The sequence below is a fragment of the Micromonospora sp. AMSO1212t genome (genome assembly GCF_008868145.1).
Classification (GTDB): Bacteria; Actinomycetota; Actinomycetes; order Mycobacteriales; family Micromonosporaceae; genus Micromonospora; species Micromonospora tulbaghiae.
In genome coordinates this window covers 1-14,623 of sequence record NZ_WBKS01000031.1, presented here as the reverse complement: position 1 = coordinate 14,623, position 14,623 = coordinate 1, and the positions used below count along the sequence as shown (strand labels likewise).

12 protein-coding genes and 1 pseudogene are annotated in these 14,623 nt (G+C 73.8%); 6 read left to right on the top strand and 7 right to left on the bottom strand.

All coding sequences use genetic code 11. The features are described from left to right. Nucleotides 1-60 precede the first annotated feature (60 nt). The 5 genes from F8279_RS11150 to F8279_RS11130 form a co-directional block, all read right to left on the bottom strand. Nucleotides 61-1,737, bottom strand: coding sequence for a bifunctional diguanylate cyclase/phosphodiesterase (locus F8279_RS11150; RefSeq protein ID WP_225853227.1), 1,677 nt, complete (start codon nt 1,735-1,737; stop codon nt 61-63). A gap of 76 nt (nt 1,738-1,813) precedes the next feature. Beyond that, on the bottom strand, nt 1,814-2,626 hold the full coding sequence (locus F8279_RS11145; RefSeq protein ID WP_151499883.1) for an SAM-dependent methyltransferase: 813 nt from the start codon (nt 2,624-2,626) through the stop codon (nt 1,814-1,816). 198 nt (nt 2,627-2,824) lie between these two features. Next, nucleotides 2,825-3,493: a response regulator transcription factor gene (locus F8279_RS11140; RefSeq protein ID WP_013287678.1), complete on the bottom strand. Its 669-nt coding sequence runs from the start codon at nt 3,491-3,493 to the stop codon at nt 2,825-2,827. A gap of 7 nt (nt 3,494-3,500) precedes the next feature. Continuing rightward, nucleotides 3,501-5,195: a GAF domain-containing sensor histidine kinase gene (locus tag F8279_RS11135; protein ID WP_091420985.1), complete on the bottom strand. Its 1,695-nt coding sequence runs from the start codon at nt 5,193-5,195 to the stop codon at nt 3,501-3,503. Between the two features lie 14 nt (nt 5,196-5,209). Beyond that, the gene (locus tag F8279_RS11130; protein ID WP_151499882.1) at nt 5,210-7,012 is read right to left on the bottom strand and encodes a long-chain fatty acid--CoA ligase; all 1,803 of its coding nucleotides are present in this window, start codon (nt 7,010-7,012) and stop codon (nt 5,210-5,212) included. A gap of 165 nt (nt 7,013-7,177) precedes the next feature. Between F8279_RS11130 and F8279_RS11125 the strand changes: the two genes are divergently transcribed. From F8279_RS11125 to F8279_RS11100, 6 genes are all read left to right on the top strand, one after another. Beyond that, nucleotides 7,178-7,654 carry an SRPBCC family protein gene (locus F8279_RS11125; RefSeq protein ID WP_091420982.1) on the top strand — a complete coding sequence of 159 codons (477 nt, stop codon included), beginning with the start codon at nt 7,178-7,180 and terminating at the stop codon, nt 7,652-7,654. 21 nt (nt 7,655-7,675) lie between these two features. Beyond that, on the top strand, nt 7,676-8,311 hold the full coding sequence (locus tag F8279_RS11120; RefSeq protein WP_151499881.1) for a hypothetical protein: 636 nt from the start codon (nt 7,676-7,678) through the stop codon (nt 8,309-8,311). A 73-nt stretch (nt 8,312-8,384) separates the two neighbouring features. Then, a complete protein-coding gene (locus tag F8279_RS11115; protein WP_091421984.1) occupies nt 8,385-9,332 on the top strand; it encodes an ROK family glucokinase in 948 nt (315 codons plus the stop codon). Between the two features lies 1 nt (nt 9,333). Continuing rightward, the gene (locus tag F8279_RS11110) at nt 9,334-10,032 is read left to right on the top strand and encodes an endonuclease/exonuclease/phosphatase family protein (RefSeq protein WP_091420975.1); all 699 of its coding nucleotides are present in this window, start codon (nt 9,334-9,336) and stop codon (nt 10,030-10,032) included. Between the two features lie 427 nt (nt 10,033-10,459). Continuing rightward, nucleotides 10,460-11,869: an NAD(P)/FAD-dependent oxidoreductase gene (locus tag F8279_RS11105; protein WP_151499880.1), complete on the top strand. Its 1,410-nt coding sequence runs from the start codon at nt 10,460-10,462 to the stop codon at nt 11,867-11,869. A gap of 114 nt (nt 11,870-11,983) precedes the next feature. Then, on the top strand, nt 11,984-12,808 hold the full coding sequence (locus tag F8279_RS11100) for an alpha/beta hydrolase (RefSeq protein WP_091420967.1): 825 nt from the start codon (nt 11,984-11,986) through the stop codon (nt 12,806-12,808). A 15-nt stretch (nt 12,809-12,823) separates the two neighbouring features. Here F8279_RS11100 and F8279_RS11095 read toward each other — a convergent pair whose 3' ends face one another. Both F8279_RS11095 and F8279_RS11090 read right to left on the bottom strand, forming a co-directional pair. After that, nucleotides 12,824-14,242, bottom strand: coding sequence for a trehalose-6-phosphate synthase (locus F8279_RS11095; RefSeq protein ID WP_091421981.1), 1,419 nt, complete (start codon nt 14,240-14,242; stop codon nt 12,824-12,826). Between the two features lie 174 nt (nt 14,243-14,416). Continuing rightward, a pseudogene (locus F8279_RS11090) lies at nt 14,417-14,623 on the bottom strand (DUF308 domain-containing protein); the annotation flags it as partial.

The following is a 14,623-nucleotide window of genomic DNA, read 5'->3' as shown; positions in this document are numbered from 1 at the left end:
CGCCGAGCGGGTCAAGAGGCCGCGGGCCGACCAGGCTCAGAAGGCCGCGGGCCGGCCGGGTCAGGGGGCCGCGTCGACGTGGGCGGGCACCCGGCCCAGGTGCGGCGCGGCCGGGCCGGGACGGCCGAAGTGCCAGCCCTGCCCGGCGTCGCAGCCGATCGCGCGCAGCCGGTCCGCCTGGTCGGCCGTCTCCACGCCCTCGGCGGTGACGGTCAGGTCCAGCGCGTGCGCCAGCGACACCAGCGAGGCGAGGATCCGCTCGTCGGTGCCACTGCCCGGCGCGCGCAGGCCGGTCACGAACTCGCCCGCCACCTTCAGCTCGTCGACCGGCAGGTCCCGCAGGTACGCGAGGTTGCAGTAGCCGGTGCCGAAGTCGTCGATGGCGACCCGGACACCGAGGTCGCCGAGCACCCGCAGGGCGCGCACCGGCTCGACCACGGTGCTCATCATCGTGCTCTCGGTGATCTCCAGTTGCAGCCGGTGCGGCGGCAGGCCGGTGCGCCCGAGCACGCCGCGCACCTCGGTCACCAGGTCGGTGCGGTGCAACTGCCGGACCGCGAGGTTGACGCTGACGAACGGGGCGTCGCCGTCCGGGCCCGGCCAGGTGCCCGCCTCGCGGCACGCCTCGGCCAGCACCCAGCTGCCCAGCCGGACGATCAACCCGGTCTCCTCGGCCAGCGGGATGAAGCTGTCCGGCCGCAGCACACCCAGCTCCGGGTGCCGCCAGCGCACCAGCGCCTCCATGCCGAGCACCCGCCCGTCGCGCAACGAGGTCAGCGGCTGGTAGTCGAGGTAGAACTCGCCCCGGTCCAGCGCGGCGGGGATCGCCGCGGACAGCGCGTACCGGGCCAGCTCGCGGCGGTTGCGGTCGGCGTCGAACAGCGACCAGCGCGCCCCGCCGGCGGCCTTGGCCCAGTGCAGGGTGCTGTCGGCCGCGCGCATCAGGTCCATCGGCGAGGTGCCCGCGACCGGGCGCTCCACGATGCCGATGCTCGCGGACACGGTCAGCTCGTGGCCGTCGACGAGCGCCGGCTCGCGTACCGCGGCGAGCGCCGCCTCGGCGACCTTCACCGCGTCGTCGGTGCCGGCGGTGCGCTCGACCAGGATCACGAACTCGTCGCCGCCGAGCCGGGCCACCAGGTGCTCGCCGAGCGCGCGGTGCAGGCGCTGGGCCACAGTCACCAGCAGCGAGTCGCCGACCTGGTGGCCGAGGGAGTCGTTGACCACCTTGAACCGGTCCAGGTCGAGGAAGCACACACCGACCCGGTCGGCGCCCCGGCCCGGCGCGGTGATCGCGTCGGTCAGTCGTTCGGTGAACAGCGTGCGGTTCGGCAGGCCGGTGAGCGGGTCGTGGGTGGCCTGGTGCCGGAACCGGGCCTCGCTGTCGCGCAGCGCCCGTTCGGCCTGCGCACGGGCCATCATGGCGGCGCGGCGGATGGACTCCTGCTCGTCGAGCGTACGGTCGCGCAGCGCGCGGGCGTACCCGGTGGCGACGGTGGCGAGCAGCCGCGCCATCCGGTCCTCGACGTCGTCGACGACCAGGTCGAGGTCGCGGACCAGGCGCAGCTGGATCACCTCGACGGTGCGGCCCAGCCCTTCCGCGGACGCGATGTGCGCCTGCACCAGCTCGGCGCCGACCTGCTGGCCGATCCGCAGGTCGAACGGCTCGGCGCGCAGCGCCTGGGCCAGCCGCTCGGTGAGCCGTTGCAGCATCTCCTCCAGCTGCGCCTGCGCCATCGGCAGGTAGCTGGTGCCGGACACCGCCTTGGCCCAGGCCCGGGCGAACACGCCGGGCCGGCAGCGGGTCGCGTCGTCACCCACCGAGCCGCCCGACCCCGCCCATGAAGACGGCCCGCTCGGCGTTCTCCGCCTGGTCGGGGGAGTCCGGCCGCCACTGCGGCACCCACACCACACCCGGGTCGACCAGCTCGAAGCCGTCGAACAGCGCGGTCAGCTCGGCCCGGCTGCGGATCCAGAGCTGGCTGTCGGTACGCCGGTAGACCCGCTCCGCCTCGGCCCGTTCGCCGGTGCCGTCGCGGCCCTCCTCGCTGGCCTGGGAGAGCACCAGGTGGCTGCCGGGCGCCAGCGCCCCGCGCAGCGTCCGCAGGACCTCCTCGGGGCGGTCGGCGTCCGGGACGAAGTGCAGCACCGCCACGATCATCACGGCGACCGGCCGGGTGAAGTCCAGCAGCCGGGTGACCTCCGGGTGAGCCAGGATCGCCTCCGGGTTGCGCAGGTCATCCTGGAGCACCGTGGCGTGCTCGTTGCCGGCCAGGATCTCGTGGCTGTGCGCCACCGCCACCGGGTCCACGTCGACGTAGACCACCCGCGACTCCGGATCGATCCGCTGGGCGATCTCGTGCACGTTGCCGACGGTCGGGATGCCGGAACCGATGTCCAGGAACTGGCGGACGCCGGCCTGGGCGAGGTACTGCACCGCCCGGCGCAGGAACGCGCGGTTGGCCTGGGCCATCAGCGGTGCCTCCGGCACCGCCTCCACCATCGCGCGGGCGGCCGCCCGGTCGGCGGCGAAGTTGTGCGAGCCGCCGAGGTAGTAGTCGTACATGCGGGCGACGCTGGGGCGCTCGATGTCGATCGTCTCGGGTGCCCAGTCCGGCCGCTGCATGTCCTGCCCCTCGGATGTCGGCGACACGCGGTCGTCACCGCCGCGCGGATCACCCGGGTATTCTGCCCCTCCGCCGTCGCGGTGCAAAGACCACCGTCGCTATGCGTCCGGCCGCTCACCGTACGCGACCACGCGGTGGCCGGGAACGCCGAGAGGCCCGCGTCCGTGACGGACGGGGCCTCTTCCGGCGGTACGCCTTCAGAACTTCGGGGCGTCCGGGGCCTCCAGCAGGCCCAGCCGCAGCGCGGTCATCAGGGCCTGCGCCCGGTTGGCCGCGCCCAGCTTCTCGTAGAGCTTCGAGATGTGGGTCTTGGCGGTCGACTCGCTGACGAACAGCTGCTTGGCGATGCCGGCCACGCTCATGCCGTCGGCGAGGAGCCGCAGCACCTGGCCCTCACGGGGGGACAGCTGCGGGCCGGACGGTGCCAGCCGGCGCTTCATCGCCTCGGCCAGGTCGGCCGCGGTGAACGCGCTGGGGGAGGAGGCGGCGTGCCGGGCCGCGGCCACCACCTCGTCGGCCGGGGCGGTCTTCGGCACGAACGCGCTCGCGCCCGCCTCCAGGGCGCCGAAGAGCTGGTCGTCGCCGGCGTACATGGTCAGCACGACGATGCCCATCGACGCGCTGGACTTGCGTAGGGCGCGGGTGGCCTCCAGGCCGCTGCCGTCGGGCAGACGGAGGTCCATGATCACCACGTCGGGCTGGAGCGCGCCGGCCTGGCGCACACCCTCCGCCGCGGTCGCCGCCTCGCCCACGACCTCGAACTGGCGGTCGCGCTCGAACGCGTGACGCAGCCCTTTGCGGATGAGGTCGTGATCGTCGACCAGGAGAACCTTGGTACGGGTGGCCGGTGTCGGACTGCTGGTCATCCTCGGGTTACTCCCCTTCTGCTGCTGCGGCGCTGCCGCGCACCTTATCGCGCCGGGGCGACGAACCGAGCACCACCGCCACAGTCGTCCCACTAGGCTGTCGCGGCCTGATCTCCAACCGGCCTCGGATACGTTCCGCCCTCTCGGCCATGATCGCAAGGCCATAGTGCCCGTCCGGGCGCTGGTCACCGATGCCGTGACCGTCATCCGACACTTCGATTCGGGTGTACGGGGGATCCACCTCGCACGTGACCCACAGGTTCGACGCGCCGGCGTGCTTGCGCGCGTTGGTCACCGCCTCCTGTGCGATGCGCAGCAACTCGGCCTCGGTGGCGGCCGGCAGCCGGGCGGTGGACTCGTCCAGCGACAGGTGCACCCGCAGGCCGCCGGAGGCGCCGACGGTGCGGGCGTACTCGGCGATGGCGGCGGCCAGGCCGCCGTGGCGGTCCACCTCGCTGCGCAGCTCGAACAGGCTCAGCCGCAGCTCGGTGATCACCCGGGTGACCTCCTGGCGCAGCGTACGCAGCGAGTCGGCGGTCTCCTCGGCGTCCTCGTGCACGGTGGCCAGCGCGTTGTCGATGCCGTACCCGACCATGACCAGTTCCTGGGCGACCCCGTCGTGGATCTCCCGGGCCAGCCGCTGCCGTTCCTCGTTCGTCGCCAGCGAGCGCACCTCGTCGAAGAGCAGCGCGGCCTCCAGCCGCAGCGCCGCCGGGCCGGTCAGCGCCGTCACCCGGGACACCACCGGCGGCGGGTACGCGGCGGCGGTGTCCGCCTCGATCACCACCAGGCCGACCGTGCGTACGCCCGCCACCAGCGGGACGATCAGCGCGGAGACCTCGCCGGAGTGCCGGGACCGGGCCTGCGAGCGGGCCGAGACGGTCGGCTGCTGGGTGGCCCAGGCGTCGGCGATGGCCGAGTCGGCGTCGAGCGTGGTCTCCCAGTCGACCCGGTCCGCGCCGATCTGCGCGAGCACCACGAGCCGGCCGCCGCCGCTGGCGGACAGCACCGCGCCCCGGTCGGTCTTGGCCACCACCCGCAGCTCCTCCAGCAGGTGCTCGGAGATGCCGCCCGGGTCCAGGGTGGCGCCGGGCAGCTGGCGGGCGACGGTACGCAGCTGGGTGAGCAGGCGGGTCGCCTCGGCGTACGGCTGGGGTTTGCCCTCGCCGCGCACCCGCATGACGCGCTGGAGCGTGCCCGCGGTGTAGAGGCCGAGACCGGCCAGGATCAGCCACTGGGCGCAGACCGCGAGGTAGCCGACCTGGCCGAGCTGTGGCCCGCCGTCGACCTGCGTGAACGCGGCGCTGGCCAGCAGTGTCGCCGCCGCCACGGCGAGCAGCGCGGCGCCCTCGCGGAACCGGCGGCTCAGCGCGGTCACGGTGACCGGCACGGCGAGGTACGGCAGCACCGCCGAGGCGCCCAGCCCGCCGGTCACGCCGGACAGATGGGTGTCGGCGGCGACCTGGCTGGCGGCCAGCCCGAGCACCACCACCTCGGCGAAGCGGCTGATCGGTGCGAGCAACCGGTGTTGTGGGGCGAGCACGGCGGGCAGGCCGGCGACGCCCAGCAGCGCGATCCACCAGAGCTGGGCGGCGTCGCGGGTGGCGAACAGGGTCAGGGTGGCGACCAGCGCGAGGAGGACCGCGCGAGCCGCCGCCGCGAGCGGCTGTGTCGACGGCTGGCGGGATGTGGAGGCGGGCACGTGACGGATGGTAGTCAGCCGCGGTAGATCTCGGCGATCTCCGAGGCGTACGTCTTGTGCACGACCTGACGCTTGACCTTGAGCGACGGGGTCAGCTCACCGGTGGTCTCGGTGAAGTCCTGCGGCAGGATCCGGAACACCTTGATCGCCTCGGCCTTGGAGACCGCCTGGTTGGCCTGGTCGACCGCGGACTGCACCTCGGCGCGCAGCGCCGCGTCCTCGCGCAGCTCGGCGATGCTCGTGGTCTCCGGGCGCCCCTGCCCGGCCAGCCACTTCGGCAGCGCCTCCTCGTCGATGGTGACCAGGGCGGCGATGAACGGCTGCCGGTCGCCGACCACCACGCACTGGCTGATCAGCGGGTGCGCCCGTACCTGGTCCTCCAGCACCGCCGGGGCGACGTTCTTGCCGCCGGCGGTCACGATGATCTCCTTCTTCCGGCCGGTGATGCTCAGGTAGCCGTCCTCGTCGAGATTCCCGAGGTCGCCGGTGCGGAACCAGCCGTCGGTGGTGATCGCCTCGGCGGTGGCCGCGTCGTTGTGCCAGTAGCCCTGGAAGACGATGTCGCCGGCGATCAGGACCTCGCCGTCGTCGTCGATCCGGATGGTGACGCCGGGCAGCGGGCGGCCGACAGTGCCGATCCGGGTGCCGGTGGGCAGGTTGGCGGCGGCGGCCGGCGAGGTCTCGGTGAGGCCGTAGCCCTCGCAGATGGTCACCCCGACGCCGCGGAAGAAATGCCCGAGCCGCGCGCCCAGCGGCGCGCCGCCGGAGATGGCGTCGCGGCACCGGCCGCCCATCGCCGCCCGCAGCTTGCGGTAGACCAGCTTGTCGAAGAGGGCGTGCTGCGCGCGCAGGCCCAGGCCGGGACCGCCGGGCAGCTCCTGGGCCTCGCTCCACGCGATGGCGACCTTCTCCGCGCGGTCGAAGATCTTGCCCTTCCCCTCGGCCTCGGCCTTCTGCCGCGCGCCGTTGTAGACCTTCTCGAAGACCCGGGGGACGGAGAGCACGAACGTCGGCTTGAAGTCCTGGAGTTCGGCGACCAGGTTCTTGGGGTCCGCGCAGTGCGCCATGGTGGCCCGGGCGTGCACCACGCCGACCTGGATGAGCCGGGCGAAGGCGTGCGCGAGCGGCAGGAACAGCAGGGTGGAGGCGCCCTGGCGGAACAGGTTCGGCAGCACCGGCACCGCGTTGGCGATGTCGGAGTAGATGTTGCGGTGGGTCAGTACGCAGCCCTTGGGCCGGCCGGTGGTGCCGCTGGTGTAGATGATCGTGGCGACGTCGTCGGCCTTCGACAGCGAGCGGCGGGTCTCCACCTCGGCCCGGTCGACCGACGCGCCGGCGGCGACCAGGTCGTCGACCGCGCCCAGTTCGATCTGCCAGACCTCGCGCAGCTCGGGCAGCCGGTCGCGGACGCCGGCGACCATGGTGGCGTGCGCGGTGCTCTCCACCACGACGGCGACGGCGCCGGAGTCGCCGAGGATCCAGGCGGCCTGCTCGGCGCTGGAGGTCTCGTAGATCGGCACGGTCACCGCGCCGGCCGCCCAGATCGCGTAGTCGAGCAGCGTCCACTCGTAGCGGGTGCGGCTCATCAGGCCGACCCGGTCGCCGGGGGAGACGCCGGCCGCGATCAGGCCCTGCGCCACCGCCACGACCTCGTCGCGGAACTGGCGGCAGGTGACATCCTCGCGCGCGTCCGTCCCCGCGGCGGGGCGGACGAACTGCACGGTGTCCGGGGCGACCTCGGCGTTTTCCCAGACCGGGTCGGTCAGGTTGGCCGCGTCGCCGACGGTGACGATCGGCGGGACGGAGAACTCGCGCACCTGCACTCCCTCGTGCTCTACCGGCGGGGCCGGCCTGGTCGGCTCTGTCGAAACCTACCCGCACACCCCGGGGGGTCTGCCAGGGAGGTTGCCCGCCCGGCTGGTGGGACGCCGTCCGGCGGGTGGAGCGGGACCGGCCGGGAGTCGGCCGGGTAGCCTCCCCCCATGGCGGACTCCTCCACCCAGTCGATCATCATCGGCGCGTCACCGGACCGGGTGGCGGCCGTCATCTGCGACTTCCCGAGTTATCCCGAGTGGGCCGAGGCGGTACGCCGGGCCGAGGTGATCGAGGAGTACGAGGACGGCTACGCCAGCCAGGTCCGGTTCACCCTCGACGCGGGCGTGATGGCCGACGAGTACGTGCTGGCCTACGAGTACGCCGAGGACATCTCCCGGATCGAATGGCACCTGGTCGCCCCGTCGAAGATGCAGCGCTCCCAGCGCGGGTCGTACGACCTGGCGGGCAACCCGGACGGGACGACCACGGTGACCTACACCCTCGAGGTGGAGCTGTCCGTGGCGATGCTCGGCATGTTCCGCCGCAAGGCCGAGAAAATGATCATGGACGCGGCGTTGAAGCAGCTCAAGCGCCGGGTAGAAGCACCCGGTGCGGCGCAGGAGACCCGACCGTCGTCCCGGTAGTCACGCTGGAGGAGCCGAACCATGGGCACCACTGATCCGGGTTCGGCCCGGGAAGAGGCCGAGCGCCTCGTCGCCACACTGCTCGCCGGCGCGAAGATGGCCGCCGCCGCACCGGGCTCCGGTGCCTGGGGTCCGCTCGGTGGGATCCTCTCCGGTGTCCTCGGTCACACCCCGCCGGGCGCCGGACCTGCTCCGCAGGTGCCCGCGCCCGCCGGTTTCGCCACCGGCTCGCCGGAATGCTGTGTGTGCCCCGTCTGTCGCGGTATCGCCGCGTTGCGGGATCCGAGTCCGGAATTCGCCGAGCGGCTCGCCACCGGCGCCGGGGACCTGGCGGCCGGGGTGGCCAGCCTGCTGCGCGCCTTCACCCCGGCCGAACCGGAGCGCCCCGCCGACGGCGCCGCCGCCGCGCCGGACGGATCCGGGGACCACGTGTGGCGCGAGGCGACCCGTACCGGGCATGATTCTCAGCCGGCACCCGAGCAGGACGTGTGGTCCGCCGCCACCCGGGGGGAGGGCGCTGCCGATTCGGGTGCCGCCGCCGACGCCGCCGGGCCGCCGGAGCCGGCGACGAGCCGGCCACCGGCCGGCCGTCCCGTGGTGCCCGCCTCGCGGGCGTCCGGAGAGGTGGGCGAGGACGCACCAGGCGACGGGGCCTGACCACCGGACATCCCGGGACCGTACGGCCGGTTCGGCCGGTCCCCGGGCAGCACAGCAGAGGGGAGTGGCAGCGGTGACGCTGACCATCGGAGTCGACGTCGGTGGCACGAAGGTGGCCGGCGGTGTCGTGGACGACGCCGGCACGGTACTCGTGCAGACGCGACGGGACACCCCCGCCGACGACGTGGCCAAGACCCGCGACGTCATCATCGAGGTGGTCACCGAACTGGCCGCCGGTCACGCCGTGGAAGCGGTCGGCATCGGCGCCGCCGGCTGGATCGACGCCTCCCGCTCCACCGTGCTGTTCGCCCCGAACCTGGCCTGGCGTGACGAGCCGCTGCGGACGTACGTCGGCGACGCCACCGGCCTGCCGGTGATCGTGGAGAACGACGGGAACGTGGCCGCCTGGGCGGAGTTCCGCTACGGCGCGGCCCGCGACGCCGACGACTCGATGGTCATGTTCACCATCGGCACGGGTGTCGGCGGCGGCATCGTGCTCGGCGGTGACCTGGTCCGCGGCGCCAACGGCATCGCCGCCGAGCTGGGCCACATGCTCACGGTGCCGGACGGCCACCAGTGCGGCTGCGGCCGGCTGGGGTGCATCGAGCAGTACGCCAGCGGCAGCGCCCTGGTCCGCTTCGCCCGCGCCGCCGCCCGGCAGGAGCCGCACCGGGCGACCGCGCTGCTGGAGCTGGCCGGGGGCGAGGCCGAGACGATCACCGGCCCGATGGTGACCGCTGCGGCCAAGGGCGGCGACCCGGTCTCCACCGAGTCGTTCGCCCAGGTCGGCCGCTGGCTCGGCACCAGCCTCGCCGACATGGCGCAGATCCTCGACCCGCAGGTGCTGGTGGTGGGCGGCGGCGTGATCGACGCCGGTGACCTGCTGCTCGGCCCGACCCGGCGGTCGTTCGCCGACGCGCTGGCCCAGCGCAGCCGCCTGCCCGTCGCCGAGGTGCGCCCGGCCGAGCTGGGCAACACCGCGGGCGTCATCGGCGCCGCCGACCTGGCCCGGCGGATCTGACGTGACGGATGCTGGTGTGCCGCTGCGGGTGGTGTCGTACAACATCCACAGCCAGCGCGACGACACCGCCGCGCTGGCCGAGGTGGTCCGGACGGCGGCGCCGGACGTGGTGATCGTCCAGGAGGGCCCGCGCCGGTTCCGGTGGCGGCAGAAGACCGCCGCGCTGGCCGAGTCGTTCGGCATGGTCGTGGCCGCCGGTGGCCTGCCGTCGCTGGGCAACGTGCTGCTGACCAGCCTGCGCGTGCGGGTCGTCGACACCAGGTGCCAGCGGTACCCGCTGACGCCGGGACGGCACATGCGCGGCGCCGCGTACGCGCAGTGCCGCGTCGGCGGCGTCGACGTGTTGCTGGCCGGCTCGCACCTGTCCACCGACCCGGCCGAGCGTCCGGCCCAGGCGGCGGCGTTCAAGCGGGAGCTGGCCGCGTCCACGCTACCGGTGGTGGCCGGCGCGGACATCAACGAGGGCCCGGACGGGCCGGCCTGGCAGACGCTCGCCGAAGGGCTCACCGACACGGCGCTCGCCGCCGACCGGGCCGACCGGCTCACGTTCTCCTGCTCCGACCCGCGCCGCCGCATCGACGCGCTGTTCGTCGACCCCCGGATCGCAGTGGTCGACTACGACGTGGTGGACACGCCGGCGGCCCGCCGGGCCAGTGACCACTTCCCGGTCCTGGTCGACCTGCTGCTGCCCACCGCCTGACCGGAGCGGACCGCCGGGGGAGTACCCGGACCCGGCGGTCCAGCGGCGTCACGCCCGCCTGGGGCCGTGACACACGGTCAGGTGCCCGCCGGCCGGAAGGACCATCCCCTCGCCGCCTTTGCTCTGCCGCCATATGTGCATCAGCTACCCGCCGTGACCGGCGGGCCGCGTCCCGGCCGGACGGCCGCGAGACAAAAGCGCAGCCCGCGGCGGTGCTGCGTCCGTGGCGGCAGAGCAAAGGGCACACGAGGGTACGCCTCCGGGGCGGCCGGTCCAGCCACGCTCGGTGACCGGCCCTGCGTGACGCTGTGTCAGGGGGACCGGACGGGTGGGCGCGGCGCCGGATCCGGTGGCTGGACAACGGCGGGCATTCTCGGCAGGATTTCGCTCCGACCCGGCACGCGTGCCGCACAAAGGAGAATTCGCGGTGTCCTCCTCCACCGACCCCGGCCGCCCCGATCCGGACCGGACGGACGTCCCGATCCGCGACGACCGCCCGGTCTCCGACCGGGGCGACACGGTCTGCGTCATCGGCGCCGGCGCCAGCGGCCTGACCGCCGTGAAGAACCTGCGCGAGGCCGGCTTCGGCGTGGACTGCTACGAGCGGGAGACGGGCGTCGGCGGCGCCTGGAACTGGCGGCACGACCGCAGCCCGGTGTACGCCAGCACCCACCTGATCTCGTCCCGGCCGTTCACCCAGTTCCCCGACTTCCCGATGCCGGACGACTGGCCGGACTACCCGCACCACAGCCAGCTGCTGTCCTACTTCGAGCGGTACGCCGACCACTTCGACCTGCGCCAGCACGTCTGGTTCGGCACCGAGGTGGTCCGTGTCGAGCCGGTCGAGGGGGACCGTTGGGACGTGACCACGCGCAGCACCGGCGGCTACGGCCCCGAGCGCACCTCCCGGTACGCCGCGGTGGTGCTCGCCAACGGCCACAACTGGTCGCCCAAGCTGCCCCGCTACGAAGGGCTGGAGGAGTTCCGCGGCGAGGTCATGCACGCCTCGTCCTACAAGGACCCGGCGCAGTTGCGCGGCAAGCGGGTGCTCGTGGTCGGGGCCGGCAACACCGGCTGCGACATCGCGGTGGAGGCGGCCCAGCAGGCGTCGCACTGCTGGCACTCCACCCGCCGCGGCTACTGGTACGCCCCGAAGTACGTCCTCGGCCGCCCCGCCGACCAGGTCAACGACACGCTGCTGGCGCTGCGGGTGCCGTTGCGCGTACGGCAGTGGCTCTACCACTGGACGCTGCGGCTGACCGTCGGTGACCTGACCCGGTTCGGCATGCCCGAGCCGGACCACCGGGTCTACGAGACGCACCCGATCGCCAACAGTCAGCTCGTCTACTACGTCGGCCACGGCGAGGTCACACCGGTGCCGGACGTGGCCCGCTTCGACGACCGCGCGGTGGAGCTGACCGACGGCCGCCGGATCGACCCGGAACTCGTCGTCTTCGCCACCGGCTACCTGCCGCGCTTCGAGTTCCTCAAGGGGCAGGTGCTCGGCGACGAGGACGGATCCGGGCGGCCCCGGTTGTGGCTCAACGCGTTCACCGCCGGTCATCCCACGCTCGCCGTGGTCGGCCTGGTGCAGCCGGACTCCGGCATCTTCCCGATCTCGCACTGGCAGAGCGTGCTGTTCGCCCGGCTGCTCACGCTGCGCGCCACCCGGCCGGACCGGGCCGCCGCGTTCGACCGCAAGGTCCGCGCCGGCCTCGGCGAGCGGTACTCGGCGAAGGTCAAGGACAGCACCCGGCACTGGTTCGAGGTCGGGCACGCCGACTACCTGCGCGCGCTCCAGCGGGCGCTGCACGAGCTGGAGGAGGGCACCCGGTGAGCGCGAGGAACGCAGCGCAGCGGAGTCCCGCAGTCGCGAACGAAAGGCGGGCACGGTGAGCGCGAGGAACGTAGCGCAGCGGAGTCCCGCAGTCGCGAACGAAAGGCGGGCACGGTGACGGCCGAGCGGGTGCGGGTGGTCCGGTCCTGGGAGTGGGCCCGGCCGGAGCGGCCCGCCCGCCGAGAGGTGCTCGCCGCCGTGCCGGAGCGGGACGAGGCGAAGCCGCCGCTGCTGTTCGTGCCCGGGTTCGGGCACGGCGCGTGGGCGTTCGCCGAGCACTGGCTGGGGCACGCCGCCGGTCGCGGCTTCCCGGCGTACGCGCTGAGCCTGCGCGGGCACGGCGACAGCGAGCCGGCGCCGGAGGCGACGCTGCGGTCGTACACCCACGACGTGACGCAGGTGGCGGCGAGCCTGCCGCGGCAGGCGGTGCTGGTGGGGCACGGCGCCGGCGCCCGGGTCGTGGCGCACGCGATGGCCCGCTACCCGGCGCGGGCCGCGGTGCTGGTGGCGCCGGTGCTCGGCGGCTGGGGGACGTTCGGGACGGCGTTGCGGCGCAACCCGGTCGGCACGGTGCCGGCGGTCTTCGGCGCCGGGCTGCGGCTCAACCGGCGGCAGTTGTTCAGCCGGGAGCTGCCGGACGCCGACGCGCGGCGGCACCTGGCCCGGCTGGGCCGGGCCGGGCGGCGGGCGCAGTGGCAGCTGCTGACCGGCCGGTCGCCGGAGCCGGCGGTGGGCCGCCCACCGGTGCTGGTGCTCGGCAGCCCGGACGACCGGGTGCTGCCGGCAACGGCGCTGACCAGCGCTGCCCGGCGGTACGCCTCGGCGCCGCTGCTGTTCCCCGGCATGGGGCACGACCTGATGCTCGACGCCCGCTGGCGTGAGCCGATCGACGCGATCCTGGACTGGCTGGACAAGGACCCGGCGCCCGCACTCGGGTGAGCGCCGGGACACCGGTCACCGGGTGGCGGGGCGGCGGCCGACCAGCGTTCCGCTCTCCTCCAGCGCGCTGAGGTAGGACGCCGCCCAGGCGTGGATGTCGTTGTGGGCCAGGTGTTCGCGCATCGCGCGCATCCGGGCCGCGACGTCCTCCGGGCCGGCGCGCAGCGCGGCCAGCAAGCCCTGCTTGAGGCCGTCGAGGTCGTGCGGGTTGACCAGGTACGCCTGCTCCAGTTCGGAGGCGGCGCCGGCGAACTCGCTCAGCAGCAGCGCGCCGGTGCCGTCGACCCGGGCCGCCACGTACTCCTTCGCGACCAGGTTCATGCCGTCGCGCAGCGGCGTCACCGCCATCACGTCCGCGACCCGGTAGAGCGCGACCAGTTCGGCGCGGTCGAACGGCTGGGTGAGGTAGTGGATCGCCGGCTCGCCGACCCGGCCGAACTCGCCGTTGATCCGGCCGACCTGGTGTTCCACCCGGTCGCGCAGGATCTGGTACTGCGCCACCCGGTCACGGCTGGGCACCGCCACCTGGATCAGCACCGTGTCGCGGACCTTGATGTCGCCGTTGGCGAGCAGCTCCCGGTACGCCTTGAGGCGCTGCTCGATGCCCTTGGTGTAGTCCATCCGGTCGACGCTGAGGATCACCTGCTCGGGCCGGCCGAGATCCTGCCGCAGCCGGTGGGCCCGCTCGGCGACCTCGGGGCGGGCGGCGAGCGCGGACATCTCGGCGGTGTCGATGGCGACCGGGAAGGCGCCGATGCGCACCACCCGGCCGTCCACGCCGATCCGCCGGTCGGTGGCGGGCAGGCCGAGCACCTTGGTGGCGAGCTGGGCGAAGTTGTGCGCGGCCTGGGCGCGCTGGAAGCCGACCAGGTCGGCGCCGAGCATGCCGCGCAGCAGTTCGGCCCGGCGGGGCAGCTGCATGAACAGTTCCGGCGGCGGGAACGGCACGTGCAGGAAGAACCCGATCCGCAGGTCCGGGCGCAGCTCGCGGAGCAGCCCGGGCACCAGATGGAGGTGGTAGTCCTGCACCCAGACCAGGCCGCCGGGCTCGGCCACCTGGGCCGCGGCCTCGGCGAAGCGCTGGTTGACCCGCTGGTACGCCTCCCACCAGCGGCGGTGGTACTCCGGCTGCTCGACGGCGTCGTGGTAGAGCGGCCAGAGGGTGGCGTTGGCGAAGCCCTCGTAGTGGTCGCGGACGTCCTCGGCGCTCAGCGGCACGGTGTGCATCCGGACGCCGTCCACGTCCGGCAGCTCGGGCGCGGGACCGGTGCCGCCGGCCCAGCCCACCCAGGTCGCGGGTGTGTGCCGTAGCAGCGGGTGCAGGGCGCTCACCAGGCCGCCGGGGCTGCGGCGCCACTCGAAGGCGCCGTCCGGCGCCACGCTGTCGTCGATGGGGAGGCGGTTGGCCACCACCACGAGGGGGCTCTGTCGCATCTCGGGCATTCCGCTCAGCAGGGGACCGGCGACCCGGAAGGAGACGCAAGCCGGACAGCCGGTGCGGGACGTGACGTTCGGCCTATTCCTACTGACTGTAAGTTACACGCTTGTTACGCCCTCGCCCAGGGCGGGCGGCGTCCCGCCATCCGGGCGGCGCCCGGGGACACGGTGTCAGACGACGGCGCCGTCGTCCGGGTCGTGGTCGTCCCGGTCGCCCGGGCGCAGCCGCCAGATCAGCATCACGAAGCCGGCCAGGATGCCGGTGAAGCCGAGCAGCGTGACCACCGACGGGTCGACCAGCGACACCACGGTGGGGGACAGGAACAGCAGGAAGCCGAGCACTATGCAGGCCACGCCGAGCACCGCGTACTTGGAGAA